This window comes from Brakhagea baltica, from assembly GCF_052161605.1.
Lineage (GTDB): Bacteria > Planctomycetota > Planctomycetia > Pirellulales > Pirellulaceae > JBKCUI01.
The window spans coordinates 3,229,067-3,249,548 of the sequence record NZ_CP197409.1 but is presented as its reverse complement, the minus strand read 5'-3'; the positions used below and the strand labels follow the sequence as shown (position 1 = coordinate 3,249,548).

Genomic DNA, 20,482 nt, shown 5'->3' with positions numbered 1-20,482 from the left:
GCATGTATCCGGCAAAGCTCAATTATCGTCGCCTACGCCCTGCTGATTGGCTTGTTGATTGGCACTGCCGGCAGCTTGTTGTCGCAAGGCTTCGAGCTGCTCTTTCAAGGGTCCAAGATCGAGAACCTCTTGCACTGCGATTTCTAAGGCTCCTGGAACGACAGGTCGCTGACGACAGGTGAAAAAGCTCGCCACGTATCTTAGCTGCCCTGACTCCTCAGGAACCTTAAAGCGATCTCCTTTCTGAAGAATGGGGCGATACTCGTGCATCTGTCCGAATTGTCGGTCCCCAGCGGCTTGGCACGGAAACCAATACCCAAAGCCGTCTTGGTCTTCGAGATAGAACTCCGGGTAGCAGTGATCGGGAATCCAAACAAGTCTCGCGGGAATTCCGCTTGCCCGACACAGAGCAATAAAAATACCTGACATCTCTTCGCAGTCACCCTTTTTGTCTTTCAGGGCATCGCGAATGTGCCTGGTTTTACCGTTGGTGTACTCGATGGTGTCCCTAACCCAGTCGTACAGCAATTCGACTTGTTGCCAAGCGTTATCGGGGGACGAGGCTGCGATCGATTTCGCCGTCTTCTTTATGATCGGTAAATCACAGTCGATGAAGGGACTATTCCCCATGTAGAATTTCAGTTCCTTGGAAAGGGTTTTTGGGATGCGAAAAATCGAGGTATCTGGAGGCGGATCCAAGAACGATTTTTCAATCTCTACATCGACAAGAAGATTCGCAACATCACTGGGGCCCAGAGTGTTCATCTGAAGAAGCAATTGCCTCACTCCTGCCGGCAGATCGCGAAAGTTAGACAAGGCATTGTCCGGAACATAATGATTGATGACCGTGACTTTTTGCTCTGGCCAGTCCATAGGGAACGGCAGGGTTGCCATCAAGTTTGTGCATAGATTGCCGTTCGCGGCGATTCGCAGCCCAAACTGCATTTGCATTTTGTTGGGAGCGAAATACTTAGGCCCATTCGGCCCCTTCACGACCCGACCGGTGATTTCAAAGATATCGGCTTTTTGAGCAGTTTTGGGCCGCGAGTTTTTCTCAGCGACCGCTCCCGTATCTGAGTCGTTGTCTTGGCAATAGCCCTGCCCGATCAAGGCAGACCCAAGAAGGATCAGTTTCAGAAATTCAGTTGGCTTCGCGATGTTCATCTCGGTGGCTCCGCTTGTTGACTCCGTGCAGAAGGTTTCCTTCTAGGATAAGCAACACCGAGGGGAGTTTCCCGATAGAATCGAATTTTCTTAGAATATCCAGCCTTAACCTCCCCCGTCTGGGGGCTGTTCGCTCAACCCGCGAGGATTATAGGGGTTAGCTAGGCTACTTTTTCTCGACTCGCCCAAAGAGATGACCACCTTTGTCATCGTGCTTCCAAGTGCCCGAGTATTTTTTGTCGTGGAAGATGACTCGGGCAGAAAATGTCCCCAGGCCAGGGATGATCGCCGAGTCGAGGACCATGATCGGAGTTTTTCCAACCCATTCGACATTGATTTCTACCGGTACCTCGATGTCATTCTTACCGTACTTGATTCGCGTCGTGATCTCCCAAAGAGAATCGTACCCCTCCAGTTTTTTTGCACTCTTGATTTCATAAGACTCCGGCTCGAGCTTGTCTAAACTTTGCCCATCCACCGTGAACACGCCGGTAAGGACGGCACCAGTTAGATACTCCTCGAACTCAGCGATTGGGGGAGTTGGTTTGGTCTTAGGTGTATCTGGTTCTTGCGCCCCCAACAGGAACACACCACCCCAAGCAGCAAGGGACAATGCCATCACGCTAACTAAAGATGCAAATGAACGATTCATGGAAAGCTATCCTTTTGTAGAAGCTCGTATGTAAGGCCAAATAATCAGTCGTACCATGCCCTAAATATTCTTAAGGAACTCGACGGCTGTTGCAATGTCTTGAACCGGATTCCGGGCGTTATCTCGTTCAACAACAAAATATCCAGGGAAATGATGCTCCTCGAGATGTCCTGCGATGTCGGGAAACTCAGCCATCCCACGTCCCAATTCGACCTCGGTTCCTCGGCCTCGGGATCGATCTGGGACCCCATCTTTTGCGTGTACGAGCATCACATGCTTGGCAGCTTGTTGCATGCCATCAACACCGAAACCATTCACAATCAGATTGCCTGGGTTCAAGGTGATGCCTGCTGAGCCTTCAGGAAGCGACTCGATCAAGTCGACCAAGTGGGGGAGTGGTTCTGATCCGGTCTCGCAAGCCAAAAAAGCACCGACGCGCTGACTATAGATTCCCAAGTCGGACAAGACATGCTTCAGCATAACGCGAGAGGGATCCTCCGGATCAGACGGCACAGTTCCACAATGATTGACCACAACGTTGGCACCTAAATCATATGCCAACCGGATCGCTTGCTTGGTACCTTCAATCCTACGGTCTAGCTCATCCTCGCAATCGTAACCACGGCGTGTGGCGTACCTAACCGATGCGACACGCAAATTCAGATCTTGAATTAATTTACGAATTTGCCGCAAAGCCGTGCCGACAACCTCATTGGGCCTCAGTCCGGTCCGAGCGTCAATCTCGATAGCATCCGCACCCATCTGCGAGGCGACATGCAGCGCCTGCTTGAAAGGCATTCTCAATCCGGCAATTTGAATCCCAACACGTAGTCCTGGCAAAGTGGTTCTCCGATATGCAAATTGAGACGGAATCGAAACCCCGATGGGGCAGCGAGAACCTTTGGCTCGCTATTCTGCTTGGAATTCTATCTACACTAACGTATTCGTCCACGACACGGGGGCAGGAAAACGTAGTCGATGTCGTTAAGCGGTGGGACTTTGGTGCTGCCGACGACGTCAAGGGGGTTGGTTGGCCCGACCTGTGGACCAGACGCACAGGGGTCGATTACCCGCAGTACTTGAGCATTCGCATTACCAAGCCTGCCAGTTCCAAAGAGCAACTCCAGGAAATCGACCGATGGCGAAGATTCTACGCCCAGCTCAAGTTGGGTTGGGAAAGAGGTACGCTGCCGTGGAATATCACGCCGGAACGGACTCCAGAAGAACTGGATAAAATTTTAGAGGTCACGATTCTGAATCCTTACCTCGAAATGGTAATGGACGGTGGAAAAGCTGAGATCAATTCTCCTTTTGTAACCATCGAGCCGAATTCCATTTATGGAATCAGTTGTAGCATCAGCGCAGATTGCGATTCACGGGAGTACGAAGCGATGGCAATTCTTCGCTTATGCGACTCCAATAAGTCTGTGATCTTCGAACAAGTAACTCCTGCCATCGATCACTCAAACGGCTTGGTGGCCGTCACGGCTGATACACAGTATCCCTACAATCCAAATGTGACCTTTGCTCAAGTCGCTTTGGTCGTTAACCCTAAAACGCCAGATGCCTTCCGCGGCAAGTTCGGATTTGATTCTGTTCGGATTACTAGATCGCCTCGTTTATCGCTGAGCGTTGATAAACCATCCGGTATCTACCGCCAGGGGCAAAGCATCAAAGTAGAGTGCAAGGCGATTGGGATTGCATCGCAGCAAAACCAAGTGGAATTGATTCTTCGTAACAAGGAAGGCGTTTCCATCTCACGCTCGGTTCGCATGCTGGACAAAGAGAGTTCCTCCAGTACCAGCACTCCCGTTCTAGTCGCGACCAATAGTCCCATAAGACCATCCGGACAAACCTACTGGAGCGGACGCACAACGTGGGAGTTGCCGTCTCTGGAACCTGGTTACTACGAGGTACATACGCAGCTCCAGCGAAGCGCGAAACGAAACTCATCATTGAAGCAGCAGATCGTTGTGCTCGATAACAATTCGGAGCAGATTGTTAATAACCAGATCGGCTGGGTGTTAAAAGATGACGAAAACCAGACGACCAAAATAGAAACAGATCTGCTACTAACGATCCTGCGTGAATCTAGCATCGGCAAACTAAAACTGCCTATTTGGATCAACAGTCGATCGCCAGAACAAGTCGATGCACTTTTAAAGCGAATTGATCGCATCCAACATGCTGGCATCGCATGCGTGGGAGTCATTGCCTCCCCGCCCAAGGCTTTGCGATCGTTATTCGCATTAGCAAGAGGGGACGGCACCGGATCTTTTCTTGAGGATTGGACGGTCGCTCAAGCCCTTTTGGAGCCAATCGTTCGTGAGACGTCATTTCGAATACTACAATACCAAATCGGCTGGGACGATGAGCCCGATCTGGTTGCGAACCCTCGGGTCGGTTCGTCTGTCGAGTCGTTCAATCGAGTGCTGAAACGATACTCACAAGAATCGCGACTTATTGCTACTAACAACCCCGTTAATAAAAGCCCTCAATTCAAACTGATAGACCGTTGGCAACTATCGACGCAGATCCCTTTCACGGCAGAGGAGCAAAAACGAATTCTTTTGACCGCCGCTGCCAATAGTCCTCAAGGGAACACCATGCCCTGGATGCATGTCACCCCACTTCCACCGAACAGGTATTCTCTTGCCACGCGTGCACAAGATCTTACTGAGAGAATCCTTCTTTTAACCGAACCGCAAATCCAATCCAAAACCGTGGGCTGGGTCTTCGATCCTGCTTCGGACGATGTAGAGGTCTACGGCGCACTGAAGGGACCCGGCGTTTTTTTCTCGCCCATTCGCACGCTGGCTCGCACCACGGCTGGTAGACAACAAATCGGTTCACTACCGACATCTAAGTTGGGCAGAAACCATATTCTTTCCTCCGGGAGCGATTGCCGAATCGTGGCTTGGAGTCCGGAACCCAAGACTGCAGAGTTGTTTTTCGGTAAGGATGTCGTTGCTTATGACCTTTGGGGTAAGAGCGTGCCTATCGAAAAACTCGGTGCCAATAGACACCATCTCCAACGTATCACCCTAGGCGAATTCCCAATTGTCATCGACCAGGTAGATCTGCGAGCTATCCGATGGGTTATGAATGCTCAGCTCGTGACCAAGAATATTGATGTCGTGATTGGAAAGATGGAAACGGTAGATATCAAGTTCGAGAATCCGATGCCATTTGCTGTCCTTGGATCTGCCAAGGTCATCTGTGATGCTTTCGAGCCAGAAGAATCCCCTACGCGTTTTCAAATTCCAGAATTCGGAACACAGATACTCAACGTCCCAGTGAGAATTCGCCCCGAAGCCAACGTGGGCATGACTCCGATCCAAGTGGTTCTACAAGTTGACGATATTCCAATCGTAATCGAAGAGGAAATACTGATCGGCAACGATGACTTTGACTTTTCGATCGAGTATGAAATTACTCCCGACAATCAGCTTGTGATTCGAGTGGACGCGGTAAACAAGACCGACTCGCCAGCCAGCTTTGATTGCGTGCTCAGAGTAACCGGGCATCGTGCAGAACGCCGGCAGATTCTAGACCTTACCACGAAGACATCTCGTACCTTTGTGTTTCCAGATGCAGATCAGCTTGTTGGTAAGCTCATTCGTTTGCAATGCGAACAAGGTGATAAAAATCGAATCATCAACAAGCAAGTTCGCATCGAAAACCGGCCGATGGTCGACAACTCGTCAGCCCCTTAAATTGCGATGGCCTGCGTTGCGAACCGTTAGCCCTTCTTTGGCGGCGGGATCGGAATTCCCAGCTCTCTCATCAAGAACTTCATGTCTTCCCAAGTTAAACGCTTTGCATCGGGGTTCCGAAGCAAGTAGGCCGGGTGATAAGTGACCAGAACTTTCGCTCCTTTGTACTGATGAAACCGACCTCGCAATCGACCGACCGACTCGGTGGTTCTTAGGATCGCCCGCACAGACACCGCCCCCCAACAAATGATGTACTCGGGTTGAATGGCTTCCAGCTGAGCTTCGAAAAAGGGCCGGCAATTCTCGATTTCACCGTCCGTAGGGGTTCGATTACCCGGTGGTCGACACTTGAGCGAGTTCATGATGTAGACCTCCTCGCGACGTAGCCCGCTGGCTACCAAGATTTTATCCATGAGCTGCCCGGCTGCCCCGACAAATGGCTCCCCTCGATCATCCTCCTCGGCTCCGGGGGCTTCACCAAACATAACAAGCCTGGCATTGACCGGCCCTGTTCCAAACACCGCTTGTTTACGCCGACAGACAATATCGGAGCATTTGCGACAGGCCGAAGCGTCTTGAGAAAGAATCTTGAGCTGATTCTCACGGCTGATTACATCCAAAGCCGCAGTCTCCCAACCGACGGTATCGATCATCCGAATGAGATCAGGGGGAGCAGACGATTGATTGGGTTGCTGGCTCGGCGAAGAACGTGAGCTTTTTGAAGCCTCTGTCGTGGACTGAGCTGGCGTTAGCGGAGAGGTTTTTGGTGCCTGGCTCGGAACGCTGATTCTTTCAGCAATACCTAAAGCATCCCTCGCGGCCAGCCCCCCGTCATGACCCCCGTCCCTCTCTGTAAGCCCCAGAGAACTCGCCGAGTTGACTCCAGCTTCGACCCGCAGCTGCTCTAGCCACTCAGCGGCCCGAGAGGCGCCCTCCGCACTCGACGTCGGAATCTTTCCTACGCCACACCGCTTCCAGTTTTCCAAAAGCTGCAACGTGGCCGTATGGCTCCAGTCACTCATGAAACGGTGTTTTACCTAAGAAACCTAGATGGAACGAACATCCTTCAAAGGAAAATCTCTCCCCTGAATCCCACAAACCGACTACCATAGCAGGTTTTCCCATTCGTTCCACGCAAATCCAAACTGTTGAGCTCCAAAACATAATGGCCATTCCTCGCGTTGCAATTGTCGGTAGACCAAACGTCGGCAAAAGCTCAATATTTAACTGGATTGCAGGCCGAAGATTGGCCATCGTCGAGGACACCGCCGGTGTGACTCGCGATCGATTAACAACACTAATTGAACATCGAAGCAAACATTTCGAGCTTATAGATACCGGCGGCATGGGGATTGAGGATTGCGACAACCTCACAGACCAAGTCGAGGAGCAAATCGAAACCGCCATCGAAGAGGCCGATGTCTTGCTGTTCGTGGTGGACACCCGAAGCGGATTGGTCTCATTGGATGAGGAGGTTGCCCTACGGCTTCGAAAAGTGGACAAGCCAATCTTGCTCGTCGCAAACAAAACGGACAGCCCCTCACTCGATGCGAATGCCGAGGAGTTTCGAACGCTGGGCCGAGGTTGGTTGACTCTCGTAAGCGTGCAGCAGAATCGGAACAAGGATGAGCTTTTAGATTTGATATGCCAACGTTTGCCCGACAAAGGCTCAACCGACGAGGAGGTCGAACCACCGGTGATGAAAATCGCGATCGTGGGGCGGCGCAACGTAGGCAAGAGTACCTTTGTAAACACCCTGGCAAAAGCGGAACGTATGATCGTCAGCGAGGTGCCCGGCACAACTCGTGATAGCGTAGACGTCATGTTCGAGCTCGATGGTCACAAATTCATGGCTATCGACACACCGGGACTTCGGCGCAACAAGAGTATCAAAACCGATATCGATTGGTACGGTCTGCATCGCGCACAGCGTAGCATCCGAAGAGCAGATGTGGTTTTGCTATTCTTCGATTGCAAACAACAAATGAGCAAGGTGGATAAGCAGTTAGCGCACTACATCGCCGAGCAATACAAACCGTGCGTCTTCGTCGTCAACAAATGGGATCAACTCGCCGGACAGATGCCTACGGAGCGTTGGGTGCGGTATGTTCGCGAGATGTTTCCCACCATGGCCTATTGCCCGATCGGTTTTATAACCGGTCAGTCAGGCAAGAACGTCAAAGCACTTCTAAACCATTCGCAAATGCTCTTCAAGCAAGCGAACCAACGCATCACAACCGGCCAATTAAACAAATTGGTCAAGATCGCGATGGAAAGACATGAGCCGCCGTTGCACCAACTCAAACGACCCAAAGTGTACTACGCCACCCAGGTCTCGGAGGCTCCCCCCACTATCGTTCTAGTTTGCAATAACCCCCAAGGCTTTCCAGCACCCTATCAACGATACCTGCTAGGATTCCTTCGCGATCATCTTCCCTTTGGAGAAATCCCGATTCGACTGTTCCTGCAATCTCGTAAGCGGGATGACGAACGCGACGATCTCGGGGCCTCGGAGGAGGTGAAGGATGGACGGTTCCTGGTCGATGGAGAGGAATACGTACCAGATGAAGACGAACTCCTCGATGAAGACGAAGATGGCGAGGAAGATGAAGACGCCTATGGTGACGAGCTCGATGTCGACATGGAGGAAGACATGGAGGAAGAAGCAGCTTATGAGGATATCGATATCGAGCTAGAACCTCCAGCAGACTCCGAGACGAAAAACTAGGTTCTATTCCCGATTCATTCCAGCAGAGAAGTTAATGGCTTTCGCTTCTTAACGATTTCTTCGCGAGGTCTTAATCAAGGGCCAATGATCGGTGACTATCCTAGACGAAGCTAGCATTTCACTAATTTCGTCAAAGGAGATCACCCATGATCACAGTTTGGAATGCAACACCGAGAGCGGCACAGAAGCATCTATCCGAAAAGATTGTCGAGTTTCTTTACTTAGGACTCGAACACGAGAATGCGGATGTCCGACGACGAATTCGAGAGGCTACCCATATTGCTTCTCGGGCAGCTTCCGACAACGCCGAGTCAGCAATGGTGGTCGCGGCCTTGTTGTATGTGCCATGCCAGATGCTCTCTCGCGGCGAGTATTCCAGTGATATGTGGACCGGAGATTCGCTTCTCGAAAGTGGTACACACGATTGGTTGTTAGAGAACTTTGGCCCTGATATCGCAGAAGTGATTCGGCTCCAGCCACACGCCTTTCGGTATCTCTCTTCTGTTGTTCCTGGCTATTTTCAACGATTGGATTCCGAGGTTCAAAAGTGGGTCTATCGGGAGGGTGGTATGCTCTCGCCCGACGAACAGTATGCCTTTGCCAACTCGCGATACTTTGCCAACACCATGCGACTATCGAGCTGGATCGACAAGCGAGCCGAGCGTTGGATGGAGTCTCATGACATCGATTTCTTCGCCTACTTTCTCGAGTCCGTCGGAACTCGATGATGAACCAGGGCAGAGCCTTATAATGTTCTGCCCAAATCATCCAGATATCCCAACCCCTCGCAGCCCTACAAATCGGGCTGGAAACCGATTGTCTCCTTCGGTATCAAACGAATGCTGGATCGGCTAGCCGTTCGAATGAAACGGCCAGCTTGGTTCAGCGTCGAATCGATTTCAAAAGGAGAAACAATGCTGGCTAAATCGCGAGGTCTGGGAGATTGTTTCTGTCTGTGCGCACTCGCTTTGATCTCGTTCGCAGGTGCCACGGTCAATGCGGATCTAAGAATTGGTGACATCTGTCGCTATCAAGGCCAAGAGGAAAACACGATCCATGGCATCGGATTGGTCGTCGGCCTTAAAGGAAGCGGAGACGGTGACTTCAAATCCACCAACCGCTCCCTCGGACAAGTGCTTCTGCGACTCGGAGGAAACCCTTCGCTAGACTTGCAAGGCAAGATTGTCGAAAAAGAGCTCAGCAACGCAAAGAATGTTGCCATGGTCCTAGTGCAAGCGACCATACCAGCTCAAGGAGTCATTCAAGGCGATAAAATGGACTGCACCGTGAGTGCGATCTCCGCAAAGAGCCTAGAAGGGGGGATGCTCATCCAGACACTGCTCTTGGGCCCTCGTGGCGATATCGTTTACGGAATCGCGAATGGGCCTATTGCCCTTGATGATCCCAAGCTCCCCACAACCGGTCGGATCGCCAATGGATGCAAGATGGAGCAGTCCGTTAAAAACCCATTCGTTCAGGACAATCGCGTCACCTTGGTTATCCATCCGACCCATACATCGTTTGCCACCGCTCAACTCATCGCGGATCGGATCAACCAGGACAACGATCCTGATGAGGCCAATAACGCCAACCGAGCCACCGACTACAGACCAAAAAAACAGCGAACCATTGCCACCGCGATCGATCAAACGCATGTTGTCGTTACGATCCCCGAGGAGTATCGCGAAACCCCGGTCGAGTTTGTCTCGCAGATCGAAAAGTTGAGATTGGTGAATGTTGCCAACAAGAAGCGCGTCTACATTCACGAGCGAAACGATGTCATCATCATAGGCGAGGACGTAACGATTGCTCCCGTCGCAGTATCTTATGGCAGTCTAACCATCTCACCTCAAAACGCGCGAGCTGGCGTAGGCGGAAGCTTCGTGGAGGTTAGCCCCAAGGATGACCCAACGAAGCCAAAGCTAAAGAATCTCGTTGATGCCCTCAATGTCCTCAGCGTACCAACGAAAGACATAGTCGCCATAATCAAGGGGATCTACAAACAAGGTAACCTCTACGGCGAACTGATCATCGAGTAATTTATGAATATCGCATTACAAACCAAGTCTCCGCTAGATTTCGCAACACAACGAGCCAACGATGCCCTCACGGCGCTGACCAATGATGCAGGATCGGCCGATTTCTCGAGCGTACTTTCTGGTTTGATCAAGCCAACTACGGATGGTGGCGAATCATCGCGACCTGCGGCTGCCGATGGGTTGCTCGATCCGAATCAGGCTTCGAGTGTCAAGACGCCTCAAGACATGGAAGACGAAAAGTTACGTGAAGCGTTCCATAACTTTGTGGGGCAAACGTTCTTTTCGCAGTTGCTTTCCTCCTTAAGAAGCACCCAAGAGGGAGCCGCTTACTTTAACGGGGGCCAAGCGGAAAAGATTTTCCAAGGCCAGCTGGACCAGGTTCTATCCGAAGAACTGACCAAATCGAGTGCCGACCAAATCGCTGATCCCATGTTCAGATTGTTTCAACTGCAACGCTCGCAGTAGGCTCCATATTAGGCTATCAAAATCACCCGCAGACGAAATCAATCGAGATCCGTTCCATGAAGGAATCGCTACCTCAAGAGCTTGAAGAGTTGTTTCGCCTAGCCAGAGATGCTGCAACCCGAGCTTACAATCCCTATAGCCATTTCTCGGTCGGGTGCGCGATTCGGACCGCAAGTGGTCAGACTTATCTCGGTTGCAACATCGAAAACGCTTCGTTCGGTGTCACCCTCTGTGCGGAACGGGTCGCGGGCTCCCAAGCGATCTTCCACCGAGATCGCGACTGGCGGACGATCGTAGTGGTGTCACCACAAGCGGTCAGTTGTTGCGGCATTTGTCGTCAATTTCTACACGAGTTCGCGCCAAATGCCATGGTATGGACCGGATATCTCGATCCCACCAAACCAATCTCAGGGCCAGTAAAAATCAGCGATCTCCTGCCGAGTGGCATGACGCTGGAAATGTAGTGCTGCCTCATCGCATTATTCGCGTTCCAGCATGAGTGTGACGGGACCGTCGTTCAGTAATCGAACCTTCATGTCGGCACGAAATCTCCCGCGAGCGACCGGTAAACCGTGTGATTCGAGAACGTCACAGAACGAATTGTACAACGGTTCGGCTTGTTCTGGCGGAGCGGCTGAATCAAAGCTCGGCCGGCGACCTCGGATGCAATCGCCATAGAGAGTGAACTGACTAACAACGAGCATAGCCCCCCCTACGTCCTTTACGGACAGATTCATTTTCCCGTTGGCGTCTTCAAATGCCCTTAAGCCGACGCATTTATCGGCCATCCATCGGACCGAATCCATGCTGTCTTGCTTGGAAACTCCTAGCAGAACGAGCCATCCGTGAGCGATCTCCCCTACGATCTCTCCGTTCACAGATACCGATGCTTCACTAACTCGCTGCAAGAGTGCACGCATGGTCTACCAACGCATTTCCATCTGATCCACAATGTGGTTTGCTAAACGCTCTATCACTCTTTGATTGGCAGTCGCCATCGATTGCCCCGCTTCGGGGACAAAACTCTCGCTCTCGGAAAAGAAGAACGCGGTCTCACCAGGTGGAAGGAATCTCGTTTCGATCAACGGAACATTGCGACGATCAACCCACTGTACCTCCACCGACATGACTGATTGAATCAATCGGGCTTCATTGGTGATTGTTTCTGCAGTGACTCGTTTGGAATCCGCTGTAATACGACAGCTTAATACTGAATCTGAGGTTGCAAAGTCGGAGATCTTGTAAGGTGTTCGGCGTTCGACTTCTTTCTGAATAGCCTCGGTCAACATCACACCCAACTCGGGTCTAAAGGAGTCGGACCTCACGACGGGAATATGGATCGTTCGTATATCATTGCGAAAGAGTGATCGGTTTCCAAGCTGATAGCCTGCGCAACCAGAAATAGTGGCCCCAAATGGGATGGTAATCAGGCTGCCGATCATGAAGATGATAACACGAACGTTCCGCATTTATCGTCGTCCTACGTTGCTGCTACCGGGGTTGTTACTGCCGGGTGTACCGTAGGGAGAACTGCTATCCGCAGTCCGAGATATTTCGTCTCGTCGATCGGAGTCTAAACTCTCTGCCGGAAGGGGACGAAGCAAAGGTTTGAACTTGTCGTTTTCTGGAAATAGTGTGGTGAGAGACTGCAAATAACGTGTTGGGGCTTCTGGCATTCCTTCGAGCTTTGCCATCAACTCTTGTGCTGGTTGAGCAAAGGCGGTGTTCGAGTAGTTCTCCAAGATCTTTTCGCAGTAGATACGAGCCGCCTTCCCTTCACCACGGTTGTAACGAAACATGGCTCGATTGTATTCGTAGCCTGCACGATGGTTTTGCAGATCGGTGTAAGCTTGATCGATAGCTTCTTTTTCTCTACGTGCTTCCTCTGGAAATTTTACGATGCTCTTCAGCAGTTTCTCTGCCTTGTCCAAAGGTTCCTGGGAATATTCAGGCCCTGCGTAGGATTGCAAAGCTGCCTGCAAGCCCATCAAGTGTGCGTCGAACAAGTGCTTCGACCCAGGGTAGGTGATGATCAAATCATTGTAGGTATCCAACGCTTCATTCCAACGCTCCTCCAGAAAGGCGGTATTGGCCAGTGCCATGGTGGCGTCGTCTGAGATTTTCCCAGTCGGACTGTCCAGCCGAAGCCTCTCAAGCTCCTTCTTGCCGTAGTTCTTCGTATCGTTCCAGGGACGTCTGCGGTCGGAGACATTTACGTGATAGAACCTATCAGGGAACTGTAACCAATAATTGCCAATCTCCATCCGTCGACGGTCGATACGATCCTGAAATCGATTTCGAGGGTACTCCCTCACCAGCTTGGTATATCGTTCACCGGCCTTGGGGTAGTGCTCGGAGAAAAAGTAACTCTCACCCGCCATCATCAAGGCGTCCTGCTCCAAGTAGCTACTCGGCCATTCTTTTGCGGCTTCATCGAATTTCTTGGCGGCTTTGTCGAACGCTTCTTGCCGAGCCTTGCCTTCCAATTGCTTCGCTTCCTCAAAGAGCGTTTCGGCTTCTTGGTAAAGCGTCTTTGCCTTGTCTACATTCTTCGGTTTTGGGGTCATTCCAACAGAACTCTTGAACGAGTCCATCACGCCACCACCAACACGATTCTCCGCTCTGCGTCCCTCGGGCCGGATAAAGTTCCCGTTGCCGTCGGCATGACTCTCGATCGAGCGACGTGCGCGTCCATATTCATCATCGTCCCGCAATCCAAACGTAGCGCAGCCGCTGATCAAAGTGCAATAAAGGCTAAGCCGAAAAAGGGGGAGAATGCAAGCTTTCGAGCGAACAAAGCAAGAAATATCTAACGTCGGAGATCGTCCAAAAAATCCATCAAGCGCAGACGACGATCGACCAAATTGCATAGGAATCGCTCCATCACAATCCTTACTTCTTCTTTCGAAACGATCGGGATGTTCCATTTGTCTTCGTTCTTGCTTTCGCTTTCTTCCATCGCCTGGCGGAAACAGTCGACCGTCTCCGAACGGATTCGCAGTACACCTCTTTGGCCGGTAAGACATTGGGAACATAAGACCCCGCCCGCCTCAACACCAAATAGATACGTACCTCCAGGGTCGGACTCTACAAAATGACCACACCCCGCGCAAAGTTCAAACGTTGGCAAATGACCTAGTTGCGACAAGAATTTAAGCTCAAACCCCAAGACTATCTTCGCTGGGTCACGCATTTCATCCAGCTTAACAAGGGACTCGTCCAATGTTTCAAATACGACCGGCAATGGCATGTGGATCTCGGTGAACACATTCGCCAATTCCGCGAGATAGTAACCGCAGTAAAGCGGAAACAACGATTGCTGACCAGACCGAAACCGCCGCAACAGCTTGGCTTCTGTGAGAATGTCCAACGTGTCATTCGACTTGGCAATGAAGACGACGTAGGATTTAGCTAGCAAATCTAGCGCGGTTTCAAAGGGGCTCTTAAGCCGCCGGGCTCCTTTGGCGACTGCGGTGACCTTGCCAAACTCCCGAGTAAAAAGGGTCACGACGCTGCTGGTTTCACTCCAGGGGACGGTTCGAATCACAATTGCTTCCGTCTTCTCTGCCGTCATGGCGTCGGTTTACTCGTTCTATTCCAAGTCGGTTTACGGTCGTCTCTGCCGCTACTCTGCCAATCGTGGGCGTCCGCTCCACCCGAGCTTGTCTCGAAGCGCTTGGTAGTCATCGTGACCTGGGACGGAAATAAGCTGGAACACGGAATCAGCGCGTTGAATTCGAACTAGTAAATCCTCGTCTAAGTGGCAAACGACCCGACCGTCCACGACGACACTGGCACTGGTCTGCTCCGTTCTCAATCGCAACTCGAAGACTCGATCGGCTGTATCAACCACCGGCCTCATCGTTAGCGTGTGAGGACTGATGGGGCAGATCACAAAGGCTTCGAGATTCCGACGCAATATAGGACCACCAGCCGATAGATTGTGTGCGGTCGAGCCTATCGGAGTACTTATGATCAAACCGTCGCATGCATATGTAGTGGCCAGCACGGAGTCGATATTTAGATCGATGTGCATCATAGAATAGGGAGGGCCACCCAGAATGCTGGCCTCATTCAGACCGAGCATCGAATGGATTTTCTCAGTACCTCGAAACACATCACACGCGAGCATCAAATGCCTGGTGACCTCAAACCGACCGAGAGCTATCTCGCTCCACTGGGCAACGAACCGATCAGGGGGGATAGCAGCTAAGAAACCAAGCTTCCCGAGATTGACTCCCAGCACTGGACGTTGATTGTCCTGCATTTGACGTGCCGACTGAAGAATGGATCCATCCCCCCCGAGCACGATCACAATATCCGACGAGCAGCATTCGAAATCATGCTCAAAGTCTTGATCAACCGCTACGACCTCAGCATGTTCGCGAATCATTGGAAGGAGCTTAGGGAGTTCCGAAGCAACCCTGGGGCGATTCGGGGCCGCTAAAACCGCAACGCGCGGTAAACGACCCTCACGTAACCAAATGGCGTTAGGCTGATTCATCAACGCTCCTAGACTCCAGCGCTGCTGGCGTCGGAATACTTTTCACTAAGCTGACGGCATGTGCAAGCAATCCCGTTGGCATCAATCCCCAACTCGGACATGATTTCCCCTCGTTCTCCGTGCTCGATGTATCGGTCTGGGATGCCTAAAGTACGCATGATTCTGGTGTCCCATCCGCTGGAGCAGGCTGCCTCGAGAACCGCAGAACCAAAACCTCCCATGAGTGCCCCCTCTTCGACGGTGACGACAAAGCGACATTCCTCAAATACTTGGGCGAGCATTTCCCTATCGAGAGGTTTGACGAACCGAGCATTGATAACAGCGACGTCTAAGCCCTCTTGTTTGAGCTGATCAGCCGCCTCCAGTGCGTGTTGCAACATGGCACCAAAGGAAATAATGGCTCCGTCTGTTCCCCAGCGAACCCATTCCGATTTACCAAGTTCCACCGGCTGGCTGGGACGATCAAAGGTCAACGCGGCGGTTTTGGGGTAGCGGATCGCACAAGGTCCGTCATGCGACAACGCAAATTCGAGCATTGGCTCCATCTCCGTGGCATCACCGGGGGCCATCATGACGATATTCGGGAATACTCGCATGTAGCCAATGTCGTACAAGCCGTGATGAGTTGGGCCATCAGGACCAGTTAATCCCGCCCGGTCCAGCATCATCGTTACGGGCAAATTCTGAAGCGCCACTTCTTGAAAGATTTGATCGTACGAACGTTGCAGGAAAGTCGAGTAGATTGCCACAATTGGCCGCATTCCAACCTTCGCTTGCCCGGCAGCGAAGGCAACCGCGTGCGATTCGCAAATCCCAACATCAAAGAATCGGTCTGGAAAAGCATCTCGAACCGGTTCCAATTTGTTCCCTTGGCACATTGCCGCCGTCATGATGGTAACCTTGGGATTCTTCTTCATTTGAGAAAGAATGGCGTCCCTGGCAAAGTTGGTGAATGCGGGTTTCTCCGACGTGCTCAAAACCTTGGGCGCACCAGCCTCATCGGCAAAGGCAGGAGGGGTATGGAAGTAGACCGGATCCTTTTCTGCCGGGCGATATCCGCGCCCCTTTTCCGTTACAACGTGAAGAAGGGTCGGACCTTTCTGATCCTTGATCATCTCCATGTATTTTCGCAATAACCGAATATCATGACCATCGATGGGCCCGATGTATTTGAAACCAAACTCTTCGAACAGCATACCTCCGACCATGCCTGCTTTGACCCCTTCTTTTATCTGGGCCAAAAGCTTTTCGGCGGGATCTCCGAATAATGGGAGCTTGTTGAGGACCTTGACGACCTCGCTCTTCAAACCGGTGTAGAACGGATTGGTTCGCAATCGGTCGAGGTAGTTGGCGACGGCGCCGACGCGGGGGCAGATCGACATTTTATTGTCGTTGAGGATAACGATCAGGTCCGAGTTGAGTTCGCCTGCGTTGTTCATCGCTTCGAAGACAATTCCTGACGGAAACGCGCCGTCTCCGATGACCGCTACGCTTTTTCTGCTTCCCTGGCCTTGAAGATCATCCCCGCTCTTTAAACCAAGAGCAGTCGACACGGAACATCCAGCATGGCCAGTCATGAACAAGTCGTATTCGCTCTCGGCTGGATTGGGATAACCCATCAATCCGCCCTTCATCCGGATGGTTTGGAACTCATGGTAGCGCCCTGTCACCAGCTTGTGCGGATAGATCTGGTGGCCTGTATCCCAAATCAAGCGATCGCGACGAAAGTCAAAAACGCTGTGCAACGCCAACGTTAGTTCGACCACTCCGAGGTTCGACGCGAAGTGAGCGGTTCGCGTAGCCAGCAAATTGCATAGCACGTCTCGGATCTCGGAACCGACCTGCTCCAGTTGCTCGTCAGTCATCGACTGCAAAGCTTCCGCCGACTCTAGTTTAGAAAGCATTTCGTGCATGGTGCTATTGGCTCCTCTCGATGATATATCTCGCTAGATGACGCAGGGGAGCGGCAGTTTCACCGTACCCTCGGATGGCATCCAATGCCTGTTCAACGTACTGTTCTGCCTTGCGACGACTCTGGCCAACCCCCCACAAGGAGGGGTAGGTCAATTTACCACGGTCTTGGTCTTTACCCGTACGCTTTCCAGTGTTCTCACAATTTCCTTCGACGTCTAGAAGGTCGTCCGCGATTTGGAAAGCAATTCCGATACTGTCGCCATATTTTTCGAAGGCTCGGCGGTCCGAGTCGCTTCCCCTAGCAGCCTCGACCCCCATCAGGGCTGACGCTTGGATCATGGCACCGGTTTTTCGGCGGTGTATTGCCATTAAGAACTCAGCATCTCCGCCTTCGCTTTCTGCCCGTAGATCGTCGACTTGGCCAGCCACCATGCCTTCAGGACCGGCGGCTACAGCCAGAATTCTGGCAGTCGCCACCTTTTGGGCGGCATCCAAGTCGCTATCCAGAATGGTTTGAAACGCCAACGCCTGGAGGGCATCCCCAGCTAGAATTGCAGTGGCCTCGTCGAATTGAATATGACACGTCGGACGGCCACGTCTCAGGTCGTCGTCATCCATGGCTGGCAAATCGTCATGGATTAGCGAGTAGCAGTGGATCATTTCCAACGCGGATCCGCATGCCACAGCAGGTCGGTAATCTCCCGCAATGGTTTCGCAGGTGAGAAGTGCGAGCACTGGCCTAAGCCGTTTGCCTGGAGCTAGCAGCGAGTACTGCATTGCATCACGTAGAGGCGGAGGACAGCGCTCCGATAGTGATGCCAGCTTGTCGGCTAGAAACTGATCGACCTCGCTGGCCAACTGTTTCCATCTCGCTTGGACTAGATCGTTAGAGGTAATCGTGGAAATAGATAGATCCCAAATTTGCGATAGTTTGGATTGTTAACGTTTAAACCAAGAATAATCCGCTTATTGTAGTCGTTCGTCGAGCCCTTTTGGGGGTTTCCATCGGATCGAACCATTGAAAAATTCGTCCAAAAACACCCTGTTCATTCTGTTCTCCGCTTCGCTCCCTTAAGAATGGGACGCAACTCTTCTACGAAATCTTGAATATCGCTAAATCTTCGGTAGACGCTTGCGAACCGCACAAACGCTACCTGGTCGAGTTCCCTTAGAAATTCCATGCAGAGGGTCCCGATTTCTTCGCTGGTAACCTCTTTCTCATAGTTATCGAGGATATGGGCCTCGATTTCAGCAGCCAATCTCTGGATTTGTTCGACGCTGATTTTTCTTTTCCAGCAAGCTGCGGCTAGGCCACGCTCGATTTTGGCCCGGCTAAAGTCTTCGTGGTCGCCTCCCCGCTTTATGACTTGTAGGAGCCCCTCCACCCTCTCGTAGGTCGTAAAGCGTCGTTTGCAGCCATTACAGAACCGTCTGCGGCGGATCGCTTTTCCATCTTCGACAATTCGCGAATCTCGAACCGAATCGTTATCGCTGGAACAGAAGGGACATTTCATTAAGAGCCGGTCATGTAGTGATTGCAAGTTCGCGAGAATACCGCCGAGCGAGGCATACCCCCCACCTCCGGTCTCACCATCCTAGCAGAATGGCAGGGTGCGGTGGAGGGATTGACTGAAAAGAAGGTCGGTTTGACAGGCTGCCTCGTGGCATGGATGGCACCGAATGTGGAATGGGGCACCGAATGTGCCGAATGTGATTGGCACAAAGCTGGCAAGCTGGGCGGCTTGGTTGGACTTTAAGCGATGGGTCGGCCTTGCCTGCCACTGAGGGCAGGCGTAATGAGCCCGAACGGAATGACCGATCCTACCCCTACGTTTGACGCTCACCGGCCCGCACAGATGGTGCGACTCGACCCAGAGACATGGCCGGTGAGTGAGATCGTCGACCCGCGTACGAAGAAGCCAAGCAAGCATGAAAGTTCGTCTAACTCAATTCCTGCGTCGAGCTGCTCATGTTTCAGTCTTGGGCGCAGCGATTGCAGCTTCTTCGAGCGGCTCGTTCGCCTTTGGAGGTGATAATCCTCGAATCACCCCCATCGTCGAAGCAATTCGCAAGACGGAAGCTGCGGTTGTCAACATTCAGGGCAACAAGACAGTGGCGAACACATCGGCCAATGGGGTTTCGACCAGGCAGGAAGTTAATGGAATGGGGACGGGGGTCATAATCGATCGCCGCGGCCTGATCATCACCAACTATCACGTTGTCGATTCCGTAGAACGAATCGAGGTAACCCTCGCCGATGGAACGACGACAATCGCCAAACTCGTTAACTACGATCCGGAGACGGATTTGGCAATGATCAAAATCAACGTGGATTGGGAATTGCCAACCATCAACGTGGGACGGAGCGATGATCTGCTACGTGGCGAGACCGTTATCGCTATTGGTAATCCGTTTGGTTACCAGAATACGGTCACCGTTGGCATCATCAGTGCTCTGCATAGAAACATCCCAGTCAACGGGTCCCAGCAATACACCGATTTGATCCAGACCAATGCCGATATCAACCCAGGAAACTCAGGGGGGCCGTTGCTGAATACCAATGGCGAGGTCATTGGAATCAATGTGGCCGTCCGAGTAGGAGCGCAGGGAATTGGCTTTGCGATCCCCATCGATAACGCCCTCGATGTGATGGCGAACCTTGTCGCACAGTATCGTAAGTCCGGAGCACATGGATTGCTTTGTCAACGCGTCCCAGGAGACTCCGGTTGTCAGCTTATTGTTCGCGAATACCAGTCTGCATCCAACAAGTCGTCTCGGGACATCCGAACAGGCGATGAAATTATTACTGTAGGTGGAGTTACTGTCCGTAACCAACTCGAGGTGGAACTCGCGCTATTGGATCGAGATCCTGGCGACACTGTTGATATTGAGCTCGGCAGGAACGGACACTCGGTCGTGCAGTCTATTGTGCTGGATAGAACCAGCGTCGTGAGCGAGGATGCTGAGATTCTCCGAAATGCCTGGGAAAGAATCGGTGTTCGCGTTACTCCGGTGAACGCTAGTCAATTGAAAGGACTCGGCGAGGAATACAAGGGCGGCTTGAAGATCACCGAAATCCGACCGGGAAGTCCTGCTGCCCGTGAACGCCTTAGCCCCGGTGATGTTATCGTAGGTGTGATGAACTGGCAAACTCCGAACCTGAAGTCTTTGGCTTGGGTGATGGCAAACAATAGCTACCAAAGCTCGTTAACCGCTAAGTACTATCTGATCCGTCGCGATCAAGCTGTAACGGTTGCTCTCGGGCAGGATCGTACGAGAAGGTAGAGACTTGCCGCCGGT

20 protein-coding genes are annotated in these 20,482 nt (G+C 51.9%); 8 read left to right on the top strand and 12 right to left on the bottom strand.

Annotation, left to right across the window (positions count from 1 at the left end; all coding sequences use genetic code 11):
* Nucleotides 1–18 precede the first annotated feature (18 nt).
* From SH449x_RS12060 to SH449x_RS12050, 3 genes are all read right to left on the bottom strand, one after another.
* Entirely contained in the window at nucleotides 19–1,164 is a 1,146-nt protein-coding gene (locus tag SH449x_RS12060; protein ID WP_482381586.1) for a transglutaminase-like domain-containing protein, read from the bottom strand.
* Nucleotides 1,165–1,330: 166 nt separating this feature from the next.
* Nucleotides 1,331–1,816: a hypothetical protein gene (locus SH449x_RS12055; protein ID WP_482381585.1), complete on the bottom strand. Its 486-nt coding sequence runs from the start codon at nucleotides 1,814–1,816 to the stop codon at nucleotides 1,331–1,333.
* Between the two features lie 60 nt (nucleotides 1,817–1,876).
* Nucleotides 1,877–2,614 carry a sugar phosphate isomerase/epimerase family protein gene (locus tag SH449x_RS12050; protein WP_482381584.1) on the bottom strand — a complete coding sequence of 246 codons (738 nt, stop codon included), beginning with the start codon at nucleotides 2,612–2,614 and terminating at the stop codon, nucleotides 1,877–1,879.
* 56 nt (nucleotides 2,615–2,670) lie between these two features.
* Between SH449x_RS12050 and SH449x_RS12045 the strand changes: the two genes are divergently transcribed.
* On the top strand, nucleotides 2,671–5,532 hold the full coding sequence (locus SH449x_RS12045; RefSeq protein ID WP_482381583.1) for a hypothetical protein: 2,862 nt from the start codon (nucleotides 2,671–2,673) through the stop codon (nucleotides 5,530–5,532).
* 26 nt (nucleotides 5,533–5,558) lie between these two features.
* Here SH449x_RS12045 and SH449x_RS12040 read toward each other — a convergent pair whose 3' ends face one another.
* Nucleotides 5,559–6,554: a uracil-DNA glycosylase gene (locus SH449x_RS12040; RefSeq protein ID WP_482381582.1), complete on the bottom strand. Its 996-nt coding sequence runs from the start codon at nucleotides 6,552–6,554 to the stop codon at nucleotides 5,559–5,561.
* 143 nt (nucleotides 6,555–6,697) lie between these two features.
* Between SH449x_RS12040 and der the strand changes: the two genes are divergently transcribed.
* The 5 genes from der (at nucleotide 6,698) to SH449x_RS12015 (ending at nucleotide 11,228) form a co-directional block, all read left to right on the top strand.
* Nucleotides 6,698–8,260 (top strand): ribosome biogenesis GTPase Der, encoded by a 1,563-nt coding sequence (gene der, locus SH449x_RS12035; RefSeq protein WP_482381581.1) that lies wholly within the window; start codon nucleotides 6,698–6,700, stop codon nucleotides 8,258–8,260.
* A gap of 146 nt (nucleotides 8,261–8,406) precedes the next feature.
* Entirely contained in the window at nucleotides 8,407–8,988 is a 582-nt protein-coding gene (locus SH449x_RS12030; protein ID WP_482381580.1) for a hypothetical protein, read from the top strand.
* A 111-nt stretch (nucleotides 8,989–9,099) separates the two neighbouring features.
* Entirely contained in the window at nucleotides 9,100–10,299 is a 1,200-nt protein-coding gene (locus tag SH449x_RS12025; protein ID WP_482381579.1) for a flagellar basal body P-ring protein FlgI, read from the top strand.
* A gap of 3 nt (nucleotides 10,300–10,302) precedes the next feature.
* A complete protein-coding gene (locus tag SH449x_RS12020) occupies nucleotides 10,303–10,764 on the top strand; it encodes a rod-binding protein (protein ID WP_482381578.1) in 462 nt (153 codons plus the stop codon).
* Nucleotides 10,737–11,228 (top strand): cytidine deaminase, encoded by a 492-nt coding sequence (locus tag SH449x_RS12015; protein WP_482381827.1) that lies wholly within the window; start codon nucleotides 10,737–10,739, stop codon nucleotides 11,226–11,228. Before SH449x_RS12020 ends, SH449x_RS12015 begins: the two co-directional genes overlap by 28 nt.
* A 15-nt stretch (nucleotides 11,229–11,243) precedes the next feature.
* Here the strand turns inward: SH449x_RS12015 and dtd are convergent, their stop codons facing one another.
* The 8 genes from dtd to nrdR all read right to left on the bottom strand — a co-directional run bounded on the left by dtd (nucleotide 11,244) and on the right by nrdR (nucleotide 18,696).
* Nucleotides 11,244–11,684, bottom strand: a complete 441-nt coding sequence (gene dtd, locus SH449x_RS12010; protein WP_482381577.1) for a D-aminoacyl-tRNA deacylase — start codon at nucleotides 11,682–11,684, stop codon at nucleotides 11,244–11,246.
* Nucleotides 11,685–11,687: 3 nt separating this feature from the next.
* Entirely contained in the window at nucleotides 11,688–12,233 is a 546-nt protein-coding gene (lptE, locus tag SH449x_RS12005; RefSeq protein ID WP_482381576.1) for an LPS assembly lipoprotein LptE, read from the bottom strand.
* The gene (gene bamD, locus SH449x_RS12000) at nucleotides 12,234–13,634 is read right to left on the bottom strand and encodes an outer membrane protein assembly factor BamD (protein WP_482381575.1); all 1,401 of its coding nucleotides are present in this window, start codon (nucleotides 13,632–13,634) and stop codon (nucleotides 12,234–12,236) included. It abuts the gene before it with no gap.
* Nucleotides 13,574–14,338 (bottom strand): DNA repair protein RecO, encoded by a 765-nt coding sequence (gene recO / locus SH449x_RS11995; protein ID WP_482381574.1) that lies wholly within the window; start codon nucleotides 14,336–14,338, stop codon nucleotides 13,574–13,576. The genes bamD and recO overlap by 61 nt, the downstream gene beginning before the upstream one ends.
* A 51-nt stretch (nucleotides 14,339–14,389) precedes the next feature.
* A complete protein-coding gene (locus SH449x_RS11990) occupies nucleotides 14,390–15,268 on the bottom strand; it encodes an NAD(+)/NADH kinase (RefSeq protein WP_482381573.1) in 879 nt (292 codons plus the stop codon).
* A gap of 8 nt (nucleotides 15,269–15,276) precedes the next feature.
* Nucleotides 15,277–17,181, bottom strand: a complete 1,905-nt coding sequence (dxs, locus tag SH449x_RS11985) for a 1-deoxy-D-xylulose-5-phosphate synthase (RefSeq protein WP_482381572.1) — start codon at nucleotides 17,179–17,181, stop codon at nucleotides 15,277–15,279.
* 4 nt (nucleotides 17,182–17,185) lie between these two features.
* Nucleotides 17,186–18,040 carry a polyprenyl synthetase family protein gene (locus SH449x_RS11980; RefSeq protein WP_482381571.1) on the bottom strand — a complete coding sequence of 285 codons (855 nt, stop codon included), beginning with the start codon at nucleotides 18,038–18,040 and terminating at the stop codon, nucleotides 17,186–17,188.
* A 188-nt stretch (nucleotides 18,041–18,228) separates the two neighbouring features.
* A complete protein-coding gene (gene nrdR / locus SH449x_RS11975; RefSeq protein ID WP_482381570.1) occupies nucleotides 18,229–18,696 on the bottom strand; it encodes a transcriptional regulator NrdR in 468 nt (155 codons plus the stop codon).
* 21 nt (nucleotides 18,697–18,717) lie between these two features.
* Between nrdR and SH449x_RS11970 the strand changes: the two genes are divergently transcribed.
* Together SH449x_RS11970 and SH449x_RS11965 are read left to right on the top strand one after the other, a co-directional pair.
* Nucleotides 18,718–18,939 carry a hypothetical protein gene (locus SH449x_RS11970; protein ID WP_482381569.1) on the top strand — a complete coding sequence of 74 codons (222 nt, stop codon included), beginning with the start codon at nucleotides 18,718–18,720 and terminating at the stop codon, nucleotides 18,937–18,939.
* Between the two features lie 172 nt (nucleotides 18,940–19,111).
* On the top strand, nucleotides 19,112–20,467 hold the full coding sequence (locus tag SH449x_RS11965; RefSeq protein WP_482381568.1) for a trypsin-like peptidase domain-containing protein: 1,356 nt from the start codon (nucleotides 19,112–19,114) through the stop codon (nucleotides 20,465–20,467).
* The last annotated feature ends 15 nt before the right edge of the window (nucleotides 20,468–20,482 follow it).

What these genes read in the sequence shown, in the direction of transcription:
- SH449x_RS11965 (WP_482381568.1), top strand. Translation starts at nt 19,112, where the DNA reads ATGAAAGTTCGTCTAACTCAATTCCTGCGTCGAGCTGCTCATGTTTCA.
- recO (WP_482381574.1), bottom strand. Translation starts at nt 14,338, where the DNA reads ATGACGGCAGAGAAGACGGAAGCAATTGTGATTCGAACCGTCCCCTGG.
- dxs (WP_482381572.1), bottom strand. Translation starts at nt 17,181, where the DNA reads ATGCACGAAATGCTTTCTAAACTAGAGTCGGCGGAAGCTTTGCAGTCG.
- lptE (WP_482381576.1), bottom strand. Translation starts at nt 12,233, where the DNA reads ATGCGGAACGTTCGTGTTATCATCTTCATGATCGGCAGCCTGATTACC.
- SH449x_RS12025 (WP_482381579.1), top strand. Translation starts at nt 9,100, where the DNA reads ATGCTGGATCGGCTAGCCGTTCGAATGAAACGGCCAGCTTGGTTCAGC.
- SH449x_RS12050 (WP_482381584.1), bottom strand. Translation starts at nt 2,614, where the DNA reads ATGCCTTTCAAGCAGGCGCTGCATGTCGCCTCGCAGATGGGTGCGGAT.
- SH449x_RS12040 (WP_482381582.1), bottom strand. Translation starts at nt 6,554, where the DNA reads ATGAGTGACTGGAGCCATACGGCCACGTTGCAGCTTTTGGAAAACTGG.
- SH449x_RS12055 (WP_482381585.1), bottom strand. Translation starts at nt 1,816, where the DNA reads ATGAATCGTTCATTTGCATCTTTAGTTAGCGTGATGGCATTGTCCCTT.
- SH449x_RS12020 (WP_482381578.1), top strand. Translation starts at nt 10,303, where the DNA reads ATGAATATCGCATTACAAACCAAGTCTCCGCTAGATTTCGCAACACAA.
- nrdR (WP_482381570.1), bottom strand. Translation starts at nt 18,696, where the DNA reads ATGAAATGTCCCTTCTGTTCCAGCGATAACGATTCGGTTCGAGATTCG.
- dtd (WP_482381577.1), bottom strand. Translation starts at nt 11,684, where the DNA reads ATGCGTGCACTCTTGCAGCGAGTTAGTGAAGCATCGGTATCTGTGAAC.
- SH449x_RS11990 (WP_482381573.1), bottom strand. Translation starts at nt 15,268, where the DNA reads ATGAATCAGCCTAACGCCATTTGGTTACGTGAGGGTCGTTTACCGCGC.
- der (WP_482381581.1), top strand. Translation starts at nt 6,698, where the DNA reads ATGGCCATTCCTCGCGTTGCAATTGTCGGTAGACCAAACGTCGGCAAA.
- SH449x_RS12060 (WP_482381586.1), bottom strand. Translation starts at nt 1,164, where the DNA reads ATGAACATCGCGAAGCCAACTGAATTTCTGAAACTGATCCTTCTTGGG.
- SH449x_RS12030 (WP_482381580.1), top strand. Translation starts at nt 8,407, where the DNA reads ATGATCACAGTTTGGAATGCAACACCGAGAGCGGCACAGAAGCATCTA.
- SH449x_RS12045 (WP_482381583.1), top strand. Translation starts at nt 2,671, where the DNA reads ATGCAAATTGAGACGGAATCGAAACCCCGATGGGGCAGCGAGAACCTT.
- bamD (WP_482381575.1), bottom strand. Translation starts at nt 13,634, where the DNA reads ATGCAATTTGGTCGATCGTCGTCTGCGCTTGATGGATTTTTTGGACGA.